The organism is Alloscardovia sp. HMSC034E08, from assembly GCF_001813415.1.
GTDB classification, from domain to species: domain Bacteria; phylum Actinomycetota; class Actinomycetes; order Actinomycetales; family Bifidobacteriaceae; genus Alloscardovia; species Alloscardovia omnicolens.
The window spans coordinates 1,099,504-1,114,707 of record NZ_KV812468.1 but is presented as its reverse complement, the minus strand read 5'-3'; the positions used below and the strand labels follow the sequence as shown (position 1 = coordinate 1,114,707).

General features: G+C 46.6%; 8 protein-coding genes and 1 pseudogene. 7 read left to right on the top strand and 2 right to left on the bottom strand.

The annotated features are described in order from the left end of the window. Positions 1 to 247: 247 nt before the first annotated feature. A complete protein-coding gene (locus HMPREF2909_RS06405) occupies positions 248 to 1,933 on the bottom strand; it encodes a hypothetical protein (RefSeq protein WP_071415638.1) in 1,686 nt (561 codons plus the stop codon). 586 nt (positions 1,934 to 2,519) lie between these two features. Between HMPREF2909_RS06405 and HMPREF2909_RS09895 the strand changes: the two are divergent. From HMPREF2909_RS09895 to HMPREF2909_RS06370, 7 genes and pseudogenes are all read left to right on the top strand, one after another. Continuing rightward, a pseudogene (locus HMPREF2909_RS09895) lies at positions 2,520 to 3,780 on the top strand (MFS transporter). A 71-nt stretch (positions 3,781 to 3,851) separates the two neighbouring features. Beyond that, the gene (locus HMPREF2909_RS06395) at positions 3,852 to 5,195 is read left to right on the top strand and encodes a glycoside hydrolase family 30 protein (protein WP_071415637.1); all 1,344 of its coding nucleotides are present in this window, start codon (positions 3,852 to 3,854) and stop codon (positions 5,193 to 5,195) included. A gap of 75 nt (positions 5,196 to 5,270) precedes the next feature. Then, complete coding sequence (locus tag HMPREF2909_RS06390) at positions 5,271 to 7,391, top strand: beta-galactosidase (RefSeq protein ID WP_071415636.1); 2,121 nt, start codon at positions 5,271 to 5,273, stop codon at positions 7,389 to 7,391. A 32-nt stretch (positions 7,392 to 7,423) separates the two neighbouring features. Then, entirely contained in the window at positions 7,424 to 9,664 is a 2,241-nt protein-coding gene (locus HMPREF2909_RS06385; protein ID WP_071415635.1) for an exo-alpha-(1->6)-L-arabinopyranosidase, read from the top strand. A 147-nt stretch (positions 9,665 to 9,811) separates the two neighbouring features. Continuing rightward, positions 9,812 to 11,203, top strand: coding sequence for an amino acid permease (locus tag HMPREF2909_RS06380; protein ID WP_071415634.1), 1,392 nt, complete (start codon positions 9,812 to 9,814; stop codon positions 11,201 to 11,203). Next, positions 11,164 to 11,784 (top strand): DUF1294 domain-containing protein, encoded by a 621-nt coding sequence (locus tag HMPREF2909_RS09355; RefSeq protein WP_210387881.1) that lies wholly within the window; start codon positions 11,164 to 11,166, stop codon positions 11,782 to 11,784. Before HMPREF2909_RS06380 ends, HMPREF2909_RS09355 begins: the two co-directional genes overlap by 40 nt. Positions 11,785 to 11,818: 34 nt before the next feature. After that, on the top strand, positions 11,819 to 12,784 hold the full coding sequence (locus HMPREF2909_RS06370; RefSeq protein WP_071415633.1) for a glycosyltransferase family 2 protein: 966 nt from the start codon (positions 11,819 to 11,821) through the stop codon (positions 12,782 to 12,784). 673 nt (positions 12,785 to 13,457) lie between these two features. Here the strand turns inward: HMPREF2909_RS06370 and HMPREF2909_RS06365 are convergent. Further along, positions 13,458 to 15,089 carry a glucosyltransferase domain-containing protein gene (locus HMPREF2909_RS06365; protein ID WP_084797291.1) on the bottom strand — a complete coding sequence of 544 codons (1,632 nt, stop codon included), beginning with the start codon at positions 15,087 to 15,089 and terminating at the stop codon, positions 13,458 to 13,460. Positions 15,090 to 15,204: the final 115 nt, after the last annotated feature.

The window sequence follows — 15,204 nt, the reverse complement described above, 5'->3', positions numbered from 1 at the left end:
TCTCGTTTTCTCTTGTGGTAGTTTTGCAAGTTTTCTGTTGTGCTTTTCTTGTTCGCTGCCTTGTGTACGCTGTCTTGCACGCGCTGTCTTACGCAGTCCCAGTACACGTAGCGCTGAATAGACGAGCACCGTGCTGAATAGACGAGCACCGCGCCTCATGGTGTGAAGTACGGTGCTCCTATTGCGCAATTATTCACAATTCAGCAATTTCTTATTAGTTGTCTTATTGCTTGTCTCGTTGTTTCTGTTATTGCTTCGAATATGTTCGTCCACCAACATTCATGCTAGCGCTTTCCCCGTTACCTGAAAGCACGACGTTCGCATTCTGACATGCTCCCGCACTTGAGCACTGCATAGACCACGTGATACGTGAAGGATTATCTTGATCGTCCACATGTGCGCAAGCGCCGGTGGAACCGTCCTCAAAAGTACATGAGCTTGGTGAACCTTGAGAATGGTCTGCGTAGGTTATAGAGCAGTCACCGTTGAGCGTGAATTGTGTAGAACCATCTGAATACGTGCCAGCAAAGTTACCACATACGCCTTGAGCTCGCGATTCTGCTTCCTTACGCTTTGCTTCTTCCGCCTGCTCGTAAGCCTTCATGGAATTTTGCACAGCAGTCATTGTGTTGTTCAAGGTTTCTATGGCAGATGAGTACTGCTGTTTGGTTACGTTTTTGGAGTTTTGAGAAATAATCGCGTCAGCTGCTTCAATAGCTTTCTTCAAATTTGTGCGCGTATTTTCATCTGTCACTTTATCTGCAGAGGAATCATACAAGCTTTGTGCTTCTTGACGCTTGGTGCTTAAATCATTTTTCGCATTAGATACAGACTTCGTAGACTTAGATTTTTCTACCGCTGCTGCAGCCTTGGTAATTTTATTCGTGTAATCATTCTGCTTGGTTACCACATCATCAGCTTGTGCGCCGATTTTTGTGAGTTGAGCGTCTGGAAGAGAATCCTCGCATTTGTCGAACTCATTGAAGTTATCAATAGAAGCCTTAGCTTGGCTTACAGCATTCTTGACGCGAGTAAGAGTAGCTGTATCGTCTACATCAGATGACTGCGTATTAGCTACGGATTCATTCTTTTGAATAACCTCTTGTAACTTCTTTGATGAATCTTCTGCTGCTTTGCGACTTGCGAGGCAAGAGCTAAGAACTTCTTCATGAGTATGCGCTGTAGCAGAATTACGGAAGAATACGGCAAGCACAACGATAAGAACGAGGACTAGAACGCCGCTGATACCCCAGATAAGCATACGTTTAGTATTGCGGTCAGCATCCTTGTGCGAAGAAGATTCCGCAACATGTGCGTGGCGACCAGACATAGGGTTGGTAATAATCTGTGTCTTTTCTAATTCATCTTCAGCGAATACAGACAAACTATCGGCTAGCTCTGTCTGTGTGCCTACCTCGATTGGTGAAGCTACAGTTGTTGGCGCATCCAACGCTGCAGGAGCTGCAGAAGCTGGGAAACTAGCAGGAGCTGCAGCAAGAGGAGCTGTTGCTAGTTCGCTTTCACTGCTGGGCGAGGTGATAGCAATAGTAGGCATCTGGTCTGCTGGCTGAATGCCGCCGGCAGGAAGCAAATCGGCATCATCAGCTAAAGGATCGAACGCTGCAGTGGATTCAGGATCAGGTCCTGAAGTATCTGTTGCAGCAATCGAGGTATCGTGAGCGTTTTGCTGATTGTGTTGATTTGGCTGGCTCCGCTCTGAATGCTCTGAAATTGCACGCATAGTAGTGGAGGTAGCTTCGCTCAGCTGTGCTAATGACTGCGTATTTTCAATAGTTGCTGAAGGAGATGTATGAAAATCAATGCCGTCTAAAGCAGGAATCTCCCACCGAGATTCGTTCAAATCACTGCCTTCACTGCTTCGTGAATCAGAATTCAAATTTTCTGTTGATGGGATGCCGTTGGAATCGGTCATATCTCTTTCCTTGTAAGATTACTTTTCTCTATTCTGTTTAGTTTATCTTAGACTGCGTGCAAATTCTTATAAAAGCTTGACGATGAGTGGTTTTCTGCGCAAGGTATACACGATTACACTCCGCTAGAGTAAGAGGTAACGAGTATGTATGCTCTTTTGCTTATGGAACTTTGTAGTGCGTTTTTATTGACTGCATGTCAGAGATATTCGTGAGATAAGACTCAGTTTTGTGCTCATTATGTGAACGTTCACCGTATTATCTTTTACTCCTCGGCAAACAGCAATTGGGTATGTGTGGCAGTGCTTTTTAAGTAAAAAAGTTCCGGCTTTAAAAGGAAAGAACCGCTGAAAAGCAAAGCTTCTCGCATAAGCTTTCGAAAGTTTTCGACACGCCGAAATAGTTAGTCTATTCATTTAACTAACAAAGTCTGTAAACTTGTTCAAGGTTCAAGAGCGTATGGAGAGATGAAAAGTTCTTGAGTTTTGTGTAGTATAAAAGAAGTGTTGTGAACGTTCACAAAGTTAGTGTCGTTCAGAATGCACACTCATACTGAAGTTAATGGAGACACTCATCAAAGGAGATAATATGAGTGAAAATACTGTCGCAATGCCACAGGAGAAACTGAGCTCAGTTGATCGTTGGCGTTATTACATCACGTTCTTCGCTTTTGCGTTGCTGTGGATGGGCGGTTTGGCACTGGTTGCTTCTGTTCTTTTGCCTCAGCATTTGAAGGATGTTGCTGGTGATGAAAAGACAGCTACTGCTATTTTTACTGTACTAAATTCTGTAACAGCTTTTGCTTCTTTGATTTCTAACCTTTTGTTTGGAAATCTTTCTGACCGTACGCGCTCTCGTTTTGGCCGCCGTACTCCTTGGATTCTGGGCGGTGGCATTGTAGGCGGTCTCTCGCTCTTCCTCACAGGTATGTTCGATAATCCGTGGATTATCGGTTTCTGGTACTGCGTCTGCATGTTTGGCTTAAACGCTATGATTGCGCCAATTATTGCTGCATTATCTGACCGCGTTCCAGAAGATATGCGAGCAACTATGTCTGCCTTTATGTCTTTGGGTACAACAGTTGGCACCTCGATGGGTACGATTATTGCTGCATTCTTTATTAATATGACGGTTCCTGGCTTCCTCGTTGCAGGTATTCTTATGGGCATATCTGGATTAGCTGCTGTGCTCATTTGGCCAACTGAGCCATCTGCTGCGAATTTGCCACCAGTAGAATCTGGACTTGGTGATTTGCTGAAGTCCTTTATTCCTCCAACCAGGGGGGGCTCGTGATTTCTGGTACGCATTCCTCGGCCGCACCTTCATTATTTTCGGTTACTACATGATTTTGAACTATCAGCTCTATATTCTTCAAGATCATATTGGCATGAGCAAAGAGGCATCTGCAAAAACCATTGCAATTATGTCCACTGTTATTATGGTCTTCGGTTTGATTGGTTCCTTAGGATCTGGCTATATTTCCGATAAAATTGGTAAGCGTAAGCTTCCTGTAGCTATGGCATCCATCTGCATGTGCTTGGGCTACTTACTGCCATGGGTATTCCGCACAGAATGGTCTATGTTTGGTTTCGCTGCTCTGGCAGGTTTCGGTTACGCTGTATACGGCGCTGTAGACCAGGCTTTGAATATTGATGTTCTGCCAAATCCAGAAGAAGCTGGTAAGGACTTGGGTATTTTGAATATTGCTACAACCCTCGGCCAGATGGTTGGGCCAATCTTAACGGGTGTTATTGTTATTTCGGTTGGCTATAACCTCGTCTTCCAAGTCGCTATTGCGTTCTCTGTTCTGGCAGTTGTGTTTATTTACATGATTCGCTCCACCAAGTAATAATCAATAAGTAATGTGCACAAGCGTATGTGCGTTGTAGATCTGCGCTTGTGCTTTATGGAAGGCATAAAATGACTACATGGATTTCCACCACAGAAGCTGAGAAATTTGTAGAACAGCCCGTAGAAAACACCACAGTTACCAGCTCTGCTGATTTCCGGTTAACCGGCGACAAGTTCCAAGCTATCCGCGGTTTTGGCGGCTGCTTTAATGAGCTTGGATATCAAGCTCTCACAGAAATTGCTAGTCCTGAAGATGCTGAGCAGGTATTTAAGGAACTATTTGATCCATCAGAAATGAACTTCGTTTTTAACCGTGCTCCAGTAGGCGCGAATGATTTTTCGCTTGACTGGTACAGCTATGGCGAAACAGACGGCGATTACGAGCTGGAAAACTTTAGTATTGAGCGCGACGAAAAAACTTTGATTCCATATATTCAGCGCGCTCAAAAATATCAGCCAGATCTCAAGCTTTTTACCAGCCCATGGTCTCCTCCAACATGGATGAAGTTCCCAAAGGTCTATAATTTCGGTCGTTTAGTAATGACCCCAGAAAATCTGCAAGCATATGCAAACTACTTCGTTAAATATGTGCGCGCTTACGAAGCTCATGGCATTAAAGTAACCCATATTTTCCCACAAAACGAGGTTTTTGCTGACCAAAAATTCCCAAGCTGCCTCTATGACAGCGAAGATATGAAGGTATTTGTGCGCGATTATCTGGGACCAACCTTCGAACGCGAAGGTATTGATGTTGATATTTGCTTAGGAACCTTGAACGGTCCAGAAGATATGGCATTTACAGGCGTAGGTTACGGCATGCGCATGGATAACTACAACCGTTGGGTAGATAATATTCTCTTCGATGACGAAGCTCGCAAATATATTAAGGGCTTGGGCTACCAGTGGGCAGGACGTGCAGCTATTCAGCGTACACACAGCTCGTGGCCAGAGATGGAAATTTTCCAGACTGAATCTGAATGCGGTAACGGCGAGAACGCATGGGATTATGCAGAATATATCTTCCATCTGATGAACCATTACTTCCGTAACGGTGCCACCACCTACACGTATTGGAATATGGTGCTCACCGAGGTGGTATCTACCTGGGGTTGGATGCAAAACTCCTTGTATTCGGTAGATTCAAAAACAGGTGAGATTACGCGCAATCCTGAATATTACGTGATGAAGCACTTCTCTAAGTTCGTTAAGCCCGGCGCTCGCGTGCTAGGAAGCACAGGTCATTTTAATTCCATGGCTATTGCTTTTGAGAATCCAGACGGAACAATTGCCGTTATTGCTCAGAATGCTTTGAATCAGGATATGCCTTTCACTTTCGCACATCCAGACAAGCCAGAGCAGGGCTTTAGCGTTACTCTCAAAGCTCGTTCTTTCAACAGCTTCATGCTGGACTAAAACAGAAGAATCATGCTTAGGCTACTGGGTAAGTCCGGCGGCCTAAGCTTAGAAGTTACAGGTTTAAGGAAAATAATGGCAAAAAATCAGGTAGATGACTTCCTTTTTGGAGCGGCCTATTACGATGAATATATTCTGCCGCACAATCTTGAGCGTATCGATGAAGACTTTGCTATGATGCGTGAAGCTGGCATGAATGTTATTCGTATTGCTGAATTTACATGGAGCACAGAAGAGCCAGAACCGGGCGTTTTTAACCTTGCACATGTAGACCGCGCTTTAGAAGCTGCTGCTCGCTATGATATTAAGGTTATTATTGGCACTCCAACCGCTGCTGTTCCAAGTTGGCTTGTGGAATTAGATCCGCATGTGCTGGCTGTGCAAGATAATACTGGGCAAGCGAAGTACGGTGCGCGTCAAAACATGGATATCGTTAACGGTACGTATCGTTTCTATGCTGAACGTATTATCCGTAAACTTATCTCACACACAGCACCTCATCCGCAGGTTATCGGTTTCCAAGTGGATAACGAAACGAAATACTATGATTCCTGCAGTCCAGATATGCAAAAGCTTTTCGTGCAGTCCTTGCGTAAGCGCTTCCATAACTCCACAGATGAGCTGAACAAGGCTTTTGGCTTGGATTACTGGTCGAATCGAGTAGATGCGTGGGAAAACTTCCCTGATGTTAATGGATCTATTAATCAGTCGTTGCGTGGCGCTTTCGATGAATTCCGTCGCAGTGTTGTGGCTGATTTCTTGGCTTGGCAGGCAGATATTGTGCGCGAATATGCTCGCGAAGATCAGTTTATTACGCATAATTTTGATTATGAATGGCGCGGATACTCATACGGCGTGCAGCCAGCGGTGAATCATTTTGAAGCTGGACGTGCTGTAGATATTTCGGGTGTCGATATTTATCATCCAACAGAGGAACACTTAACGGGCAAAGAAATTGCTTTCGGTGGAGATGTTGCTCGTAGCGTGAAAGATGGTAAGAATTTTATTGTGCTCGAAACTGAAGCTCAGGGGCAGCATGGTTGGTTGCCTTACCCTGGTCAGTTGCGCTTGCAAGCCTACTCGCATGTGGCTAACGGTGCGGATGGTGTTATGTATTGGCACTGGCATTCGATTCACAACTCTTTCGAAACCTACTGGAAGGGTGTGCTTTCACACGATTTTGCGAAGAATCCGACCTATGAAGAAGCTGGGGTATTTGGTCGAGAAATGGCTAATCCTGCTCGTGGTGGTCGTTTGGTTCATGCACACAAAAATAACCGTGTGGCGATGATGGTATCGAATGAAGCATTGAGTGCGCTCAACTGGTTCCAGCTCGAAACCGGCTTCCCATGGGGTGGCACTGTTATGTATAACGATGTGGTGCGCCGCTTCTACGATGCTCTTTTCGAGTTGAATGTGGAAGTCGATATTATCCCAGTGAATGCCGAGGCTGAGCGTATTAATCGTTACGATATGGTGCTCACTCCCGTTTTGTATGTGGCTCCTCAAAGCACGATTGATAATTTGCGTGCCTACGTGGAGCAGGGCGGTCACTTGGTGTCTACCTTGCGTTCTTTCGTCTCCGATGAGAATACGACAGTGTGGCAAGATGCTGCTCCTCACGGCTTAACCGATGTGTTCGGTGTGAGCTACAACCAGTTCACTCGTCCAGATGGTGCAGTGACGGTGAGCGGTCCTGCGGTCGAGACCTTTGGTGCGGAGGCTTTGATTGAGCTGTTGAATGTTGATGGTGGTTCTTCTGCGGGTGGGGTTGAAGTTCTCGGTTCATATGATCACTATGCTTGGGATTCGCATCCAGCTATTACTCGCCATGCTTTCGGTCAGGGTGATGCCCAGTATATCGCTACTTTGCCAACGCCTGAAGCAACACGCGAGATCTTGCATGAAGCCGTAGAACATGCGGGTATCGAGGTGGTTGGTGCTGCTGTGGCTGGCACGGTGACGGTTCGCCAAACCATTACTCCTGAAGGCAAAACAGCTACGTACTTCTTAAACTACAGTGCTGATGAAGTAACTTTTGCTTCTCCTGTTTCGGGCGAAGTTCTGGTTGCGCCGGTAACTATTGGCCAGGATGGTAAGATTGCTGGTAGCGGCACGGTTGCTGCAGGTGATGCGGTGAGCGCGGGTGATCAGCTGACTATCGACCGCTGGAATGTGGCTGTAGTACTGAGCTAAATGTCTGAGTGAGTAAGGTAAGGAGACAATCAATGGTGAATGTACACGATTTAACTCTTGAAGAGAAGGCTTCGCTCACCTCGGGTGGTGACGCATGGCATTTCCAGGCTATTGAGCGCGCTGGTGTTCCTGGCTATATGCTCACTGACGGTCCTCACGGTTTGCGTAAGGAAAACTCTGAGGTTGCGGCGCTGGATATGAAGAATACTGTTCCAGCAACCTGCTTCCCTCCAGCAGCAGGTATGTCGAGCTCGTGGAATCCAGATTTGGTGCGCGAAGTGGGCGTGGCCATGGGCGAGGAGTGTGTGCAGGAAGACGTAGCTGTTATTTTGGGTCCGGGCGTGAATATTAAGCGCAACCCTTTGGGTGGTCGTTCCTTCGAATATTGGTCGGAAGACCCATATTTGGCAGGCCATGAGGCTGTTGGCATTGTGGAAGGTGTGCAGTCTCAGGGCGTGGGCACATCGTTGAAGCATTTTGCGGCCAATAATCAGGAGACCGATCGTTTGCGTATCGATGCTCGTATTTCCGAGCGTGCTTTGCGCGAGATTTATTTGCCAGCATTCGAGCACATCGTAAAGACTGCTCAGCCGTGGACGATTATGTGCGCGTACAATCAGCTCAATGGTGTTTTCGGTTCGGAAAACCATTGGCTGCTCACCAAGGTTCTGCGCGAAGAGTGGGGCTTTGAAGGCATTGTGATGAGTGATTGGGGTGCTGTGCACGACCATGTTGCCTCGCTGAAGGGTGGCTTGAACTTGGAGATGCCTCCAAGCTTTAGCGATGATGAGGTTGTGCTGGCTGTGCGTGACGGTCGTTTAGATGAGGCTCAGCTGGATGCTATGGCTCAAGGCATGCTCGACCTGGTGGAGAAGGCACGAGCTGCGATGGAACGCGAAGGTTTCGTCTTCGACAAGGACGCGCACCACGCTTTGGCTCGTCGTGCGGCTCAGGAATCCATCGTTCTACTCAAGAACGAAGGCGGATTATTACCTCTTCACAAGGTTACGAATATTGCGGTGATTGGCGAGTTTGCGCGTACACCACGTTATCAGGGCGGCGGATCTTCGCATATTAACCCAACAAAGATGACCTCTTTCCTTGATGCTTTGGAAGAGCGTGGCGCTTCGTACAGCTTCGTTCCAGGTTTTACCTTAGATAGCGCGCAGCAAGATCCAGCTCTCACCGTGCAAGCAGTAGAGGCTGCACGTGCTGCAGACGTAGCTGTGGTATATATGGGTCTGCCAGAGCCAGAAGAATCTGAAGGATTTGACCGCACACACCTGAATTTGCCAGCTAAGCAGATTGAATTACTGTCACGTATTGCTGCAGTAAATCCTCGCGTTGTTGTGGCATTGTCTAATGGTTCGGCTGTGCAGATGAATCCATGGCAAGACGATGCTGCTGCTGTGTTGGAAACTTGGTTGCTTGGCCAGGCAGGTGGTAGCGCTGTAGCAGATATTCTTTTCGGAGATGCTAATCCATCGGGTAAGCTCGCACAGTCGGTGCCACTGAATCTTACTGATGATCCTTCTATGCTCAATTGGCCTGGAGGTGATCGCGTAGTAGATTACGGTGAAGGCGTATTTGTTGGCTACCGTTACTACGACAGCTTTGGCGTAGATGTGGCTTATCCATTCGGCTTTGGATTAAGCTACTCGACTTTCGAGATTAGCGATGTGGAGGTTGAGGTTACTGGAGCTGTTTCTGCGAGCGTGAGTGCAACCGTGCGAAACACGTCTACGGTTGACGGTGCTGAGGTTGTGCAGGTGTACGTCAATCCTGCAGATTCCTCACCAGTGCAGCGCCCAGCACACGAGCTGAAGGGTTTTAAGAAGGTCTTCTTAGCGGCTGGTGAATCTGCACGAGTTGAGTTCGAGCTGGATAATCGTGCTTTCGCTTACTGGTCTGAGCATGATGGCGGCTGGCGGGTAGCCGCTGGTGTTTACGGTGTTGAGGTCGGTACATCATCGCGCGATATTGTTTCACGTGAAACCATCGAACTTGCTGGTGATGACTTCTACGAAGAACTCAACGAATGGTCCAACTTCGGTGAATTCAAGAAGGATCCATATGGTTCCGTAGTCGTACAGCGCATGTTTGAGCTTGGCGCATCCGGTGAACTACCTGCTATTCCTGAAGATAACTTAGGTGTGCAGATGTTCCTTGAAACTATGCCGATTAATTCCATGGCAGTGCTTTTCGGAAAAGATGGCAAGCGTCTCACGCAGTTCCTCCTCGAGGAATACGCGGCGCTACGTGCTCGCGGTTAACTAAATTTTCCTCTCCCAAAACGCCTTACTGATGCTCTCGCTCGGTAAGGCGTTTTCCTTTGCCGTGCTCGCTATAACGAGGTACCGCTAAACTTAGCCGAGGAGTATACGCGGACTGCGCGCAGCCAAAGGAAAGCGAGAGAGCGCATGACACAGAAAGATACCGTGGCGAATAATCATGACGGACTCAAGCGCCGCATGTCCTCGCGCCATCTGACCATGATTTCGCTCGGCGGCGTTATCGGTACAGGTCTGTTCGTCAGCTCTGGAGAAACGATTCACGCGGCCGGACCTCTCGGCGCTATCCTCGCGTACGCTGCCGGCTCGCTGCTCGTTTACTGCGTTATGCTGTGTTTGGGGGAGCTGTCTGTGGCAATGCCGTACGCAGGTAGTTTTCATCTGTATGCGAAAAAATTTATTGGACCCGGTACCGCGTTTACCGTCGCTGTGCTCTACTGGCTCAACTGGGCGGTTGCGCTGGCTTCTGAGTTTACGGCCGCAGGCATGCTTATGAAGTTTTGGTTCCCTCATTCACCTACGTGGGTGTGGTCCGCGGTGTTTATGCTTGCTGTGTTGGCGCTCAATCTGATGAGCGTGCGCATGTACGGGGAAGCGGAGTTCTGGTTCTCCAGCATTAAAGTGGTGGCCATTGTTGCCTTTATCGTGCTGGGCGCAGCGGCGATTGTGGGGATTGTGCCGATGTCTGCTTCGGGGGTGCCGTGGCTGAGCAACTTCTATGCCGATGGCTGGTTCCCCACCGGTATCGTGCCGATCTTCTCGACCCTGCTCACCGTTATTTTCGCGTTCTCCGGCACTGAGGTTGTGGGCGTAGCCGCGGGCGAAACGAAAGATCCGCACAAAGCAATTCCGAAGGCGATTCACACGACCGTGTTCCGCCTCGTTCTCTTCTTTATCGGCTCGATTGGCGTGATGGCCGCTCTCATTCCGTGGCACAAGTCCGGCGTGAGCACGTCGCCGTTCGTGCTCGTTTTTCAATCCATAGGGCTCCCGTTTGCAGCCGATATTATGAACTTCGTCGTGCTCACCGCCGTGCTCTCCGCCGCGAACTCGGGTCTGTACGTGTGCGCACGCATGGTCTGGTCGCTGGCTAAGGAAGACATGATTTCACCTCGTTTGGCGCAAACCAATACACGCGGTGTGCCGGTTTTTGCTGTTATTATTTCGATGATCGGTTCGATGGCGTGCTTGCTCAGTTCCGTTTATGCCGCCGATAGCGTGTACCTCGTGCTCGTGGCAGTGTCTGGTTTAGCCACGCTGGTCGTGTGGGCGGCGATTGTGGTGTGTCAGATTCTGTTCCGCCGCCAGTGCGCTCGCGAGGGAAAGAGCGTGGATAAGTTGGTGTATAAGGTGCGCGCGTATCCGCTTATTCCGGCGCTTGCTTTGGTAATGACCGTGATTGCGCTTATTTTGATTCTGTTTGACGCTTCACAGCGCACAACAGTCTTCTACATGATTCCGTTTATGATTGCCTGCTACGTATGGTATTACGTGCGTGCTTGGTGGAAGAACCGCGCGTGATTGCGTATTATCTTGGTGGCGTTAATCTCGTTGGTTTTCTCGCTGCGCTGATGTGTTGTGCATATTTAGCGTGGGGTGAAGCTGGTGAGGGCAACGGTGTTGTCGATGTTGTGCTCGGCTTGCTTGCCGTGTGCGGTGGTGCTCTCGGTATTGCGCTTGCTTTTCTTGGCTTCTATCTCGCTGCTAACAGAGCCACTATGCTCACGCGGGTTATTGTAGCTTGCTCGCTGGTGATTGATGCTGTGGTTGCGCTGGCTGTAAGCGGGCATGTGCGCGCGGTATGGAATTGGAATGTTGTGGGCTTTTTCGGTGCTCATGAGTGGTTGTTGTGGGTGCTGGGGGCTGTGAATGTGGTGGTTTTCCTTGCTTTTGCTATCGATAAGCGCGCGGCTATACGCGGTTCTGCGCGCGTGAAAATTGTGACTTTGCTTGGGCTTTCCTTCTTTGGTGGATCTGTTGGCGCTTTGTTAGGTATGCATGTGTTCCACCACAAGGCGCGGAAGAATTACTTCTATATTGGGGTGCCGCTGATGTTGGTGATGCAGCTGGTGGTGTTGTGGTTTGCGATGTCTTTGCTATGATTGACGAGGTATGACGCATTTGGAGGAACATAGAATGGCAAAGAGGTCACTTACAATACTTATTCCTTGCTATAACGAGGAAGAATCGACTGGCCCTCTTTTTTCGCGACTTGCATCCTTAGTGGAAGATAATAAAGAAAAGATTGATTATCAGCTTCTCTTTGTCGATGACGGCTCTAGTGATAATACGCGTGTACTTATTAAGGATTTTGCATGCACCCATGACTATGCAAAGTATATTTTCCTTTCTAGAAATTTTGGAAAAGAAAAAGCTATGTTTGCAGGTATACAACACGTTACTACAGACGCATTGGTGATTATCGATGCAGATTTGCAAGACCCGCCTGAGCTTATTCCTCAAATGGTGGAACTGTGGAAACAAGGATATGACGATGTCTATGCAAAACGACGTTCCCGCTCCGGTGAAACCTGGCTTAAAAAGTTTACGAGTAGAACATATTACAATCTGTTGCAAAAGTTGACAGATGTTCCTATTCAAAAAGATACCGGAGATTTTCGTCTGCTTGACCGTAAATGTATAGAAGCGCTACAACGGTTGGATGAATCGGAAAGAAATTCTAAAGCGTTATTCAGCTGGATTGGTTTTAAAAAAATTGAGTTCTTGTACGATAGAGATGAGCGTGTAGCGGGTAAGACTAAATGGAATTATGGTAAATTGTTTGGTTTGGCTCTCGATGGTATAACGACGTATACTATTGCTCCATTACGCGTTGCAACATTCTTCGGTGGCTTCGTGTCTATCGTTTCGGTTTTTTATGCAATCTATATTTTTGTGCACACGCTGATAACTGGTATTGATGTGCCGGGCTATGCATCAACATTATTTACTATCCTCTTCCTAGGTGGAATTCAGTTGTTATCTCTCGGTATTATTGGCGAGTATTTAGGTCGAATATTCTTACAAACTAAGGGGCGTCCAAACTATTTCGTTCAAGAGGATAATCTTGGCTCTGAATTTCACGAAGATGATTCTATGTAAATAGAAGGTGAATGTGGTGGGCTAAGCCGCAAACCCACAAAAACCTTGAAATGCGTTTTCTAAAATGAGAACACTGTGTGTTTAAGAAGAGAAAGAAGACTCATATGAGGTTATCTCTATATCGCGTGCTGTTCAACGCAATAGCAGACACGTTAATTATAGTCAGTGGGCGTAGGTAACACGCATGCTACAAAGGATGTAGCAGTTAATCAGACTTGGGGATTCGGACAGGCTTCAACAGGTGAGAAGAATCACAATTCTCGCTGTCTGTGATACCTCGATCGTCTAGGGGCGGGGCCGGCTATCGAGGTAATACCTGCTGTGGCTCTGCTCATGAGGATGTGCAGGAATCGATAATTCTTCTTATTACTAAATGCACCGGGTGTTCGAGACAAATTGATTGTTCTGGTGCTCCTGTATATCAATGGTATTGATGTCCTCTTCGAGGATTCTCACAGCAACACTCATCACAAGTTGTACCTGTGGATTCAGGATCTTGTGGAACAGAAGCGATCATACAAGCAACTTGCGGAAGAGCTTCGGCAGAACGCTATTCCATTGCCATCGTAGCAACTCTGCTACAAGGAACAAATGGGAAAGTTTAGCGAATGGTTAGAAAAGTCATGCATTAAGGTTCATGCGGGTAACTTCTCTAACCATTGGCCGCATTGTCTTATTTGTGCAAATTCACTATTATTATCCCTTCTTCGATTTTTACACTTCCAGCTTCTGGCCACTCAGGCATTGTTTTTGCTGCCTCATCCGCTTGATTGATTTGTTGAGAATTCGGTAGTATATACATGTATCCTTGGCTTGTAAAGAGATGGTTCTTTACCCACGTTCCATGTTCGGTCGAGAAAGTAATGCTGAAGAGAGAACGTCCGATTAAGTCTAATTTTTCGGGGGAATAGGTGTCTGGATTTCCTTGCTGTTCTAAGCTACCAACGAATACAACAGGTAGTTGAGAAGTTTGATTCTGTCCGAGAGCATTTATCTGTTGAGCTATTAGATGAACGCGAGAGATATCTTGGGAATATACAACTGACTCTGTGTAGAAGATTCTATTGGTTACCAGTGCCTGAGACCATCCCACATAAAGTACCAAGGCCCAAGGAAGCAGGCTGGCTAATGCGATTTTCCCGAGTTGAATTCTTATAGCACAGAGTGTTTGAGCTAATACCATCACAGTAAAGGAAGCAACCCAAACGTATGTAAATTCTGTTCTTACAGCGGGGGTAGATCCCAAAAGAACTGACATTAGCAGTGGTGAAGCCAATACAGCCGCAAACATTAACATGACCGGCCAGGATTCGTTTGCTTTTAAAGCCTTTACGAGCATTAAGACAAATAGGAATATCGCAATTATTGTAAATCCTATGAAATAGTATATGCGGTTTGCCAAGATCATATTTATTGCATGCGAGACAATTGTTTTGAATATCTGAGAGAGGGAATCTTTCCCCCAGCGCATTTGATTTGTAATATATGGATTAGTTGTTTGACGTAGCGCTATCAGTACAATTTTGCTAACTATGGAAAAGAGAATGTAGCCGAAAATACATAGTATGGCTGGAAGGCAAATATAGGTCCAAAAAGATTTATTTTCTGAGCGCTCGAGCTTGGTAGAATGCATAAAGCGAAGTACATACACCATTCCTACCGCAGAAATAATAATAGTTACGAACGCGGTATATAGACTTATAGTAAAGGCGAAGATAATAATAGTAAGAGCAATCCATATACTTATGCTAAGCGCATGTGAGCGAAATTTTACTCGGCTTACATTGTGCGCCGTATTCACAAGCATCATGAGCGATATTGGTAGTATAATAAGCCCAAAATTGATTTCGACAGCTTGAAGGAGAAAACCAAGTTGTTCGGCTAGAACCGGAGAAACCAGCAGGGGAATCGCCCAGAACGCTAAATGGAAATTATCTTTGTTCTGAGTCACCCCATAGAAGAGGTACCCCCATAACAAGGCAACTATGGGCAAAAGTGCTATAGATAGAAACGATGCAACAGCGTTGTTGTACCAGTAAAGTCCAAGAATACGTTTTGCCCACATTAGTCCAAATCGATCAAGTCCGTACCACGCACCATATTGTGCAGATTGATTACCAACCATTGATTCAGTATCAATAGAGAAGCTGTTACTAAATAGTTTTTGCCCGAAGGCTAAGAGAAGAAATAGAATGGACAGTATCCACTCATTTCTAAAACGCTGAGTAAAAGCTTTCAAATCGGACCATGAATAAATTAGCTCTAACTTAATAGGAGTATTTTTGTCTTCTTTTGGTAAGGACATCGTTTCCTCTAGATTTTCTCATCTGTAATATGTATACATTGTTATAGTTAGATATTGTAACACTTCAGCTACACCCTACAGGAGAGATTTATGTTGTTACCTCAGGCTCAGGCTG

Excerpts from the sequence above, each read along its gene's own strand:
- HMPREF2909_RS06405 (WP_071415638.1), bottom strand. The coding sequence starts at position 1,933 with ATGACCGATTCCAACGGCATCCCATCAACAGAAAATTTGAATTCTGAT.
- HMPREF2909_RS06395 (WP_071415637.1), top strand. The coding sequence starts at position 3,852 with ATGACTACATGGATTTCCACCACAGAAGCTGAGAAATTTGTAGAACAG.
- HMPREF2909_RS06390 (WP_071415636.1), top strand. The coding sequence starts at position 5,271 with ATGGCAAAAAATCAGGTAGATGACTTCCTTTTTGGAGCGGCCTATTAC.
- HMPREF2909_RS06385 (WP_071415635.1), top strand. The coding sequence starts at position 7,424 with ATGGTGAATGTACACGATTTAACTCTTGAAGAGAAGGCTTCGCTCACC.
- HMPREF2909_RS06380 (WP_071415634.1), top strand. The coding sequence starts at position 9,812 with ATGACACAGAAAGATACCGTGGCGAATAATCATGACGGACTCAAGCGC.
- HMPREF2909_RS09355 (WP_210387881.1), top strand. The coding sequence starts at position 11,164 with ATGGTATTACGTGCGTGCTTGGTGGAAGAACCGCGCGTGATTGCGTAT.
- HMPREF2909_RS06370 (WP_071415633.1), top strand. The coding sequence starts at position 11,819 with ATGGCAAAGAGGTCACTTACAATACTTATTCCTTGCTATAACGAGGAA.
- HMPREF2909_RS06365 (WP_084797291.1), bottom strand. The coding sequence starts at position 15,089 with ATGTCCTTACCAAAAGAAGACAAAAATACTCCTATTAAGTTAGAGCTA.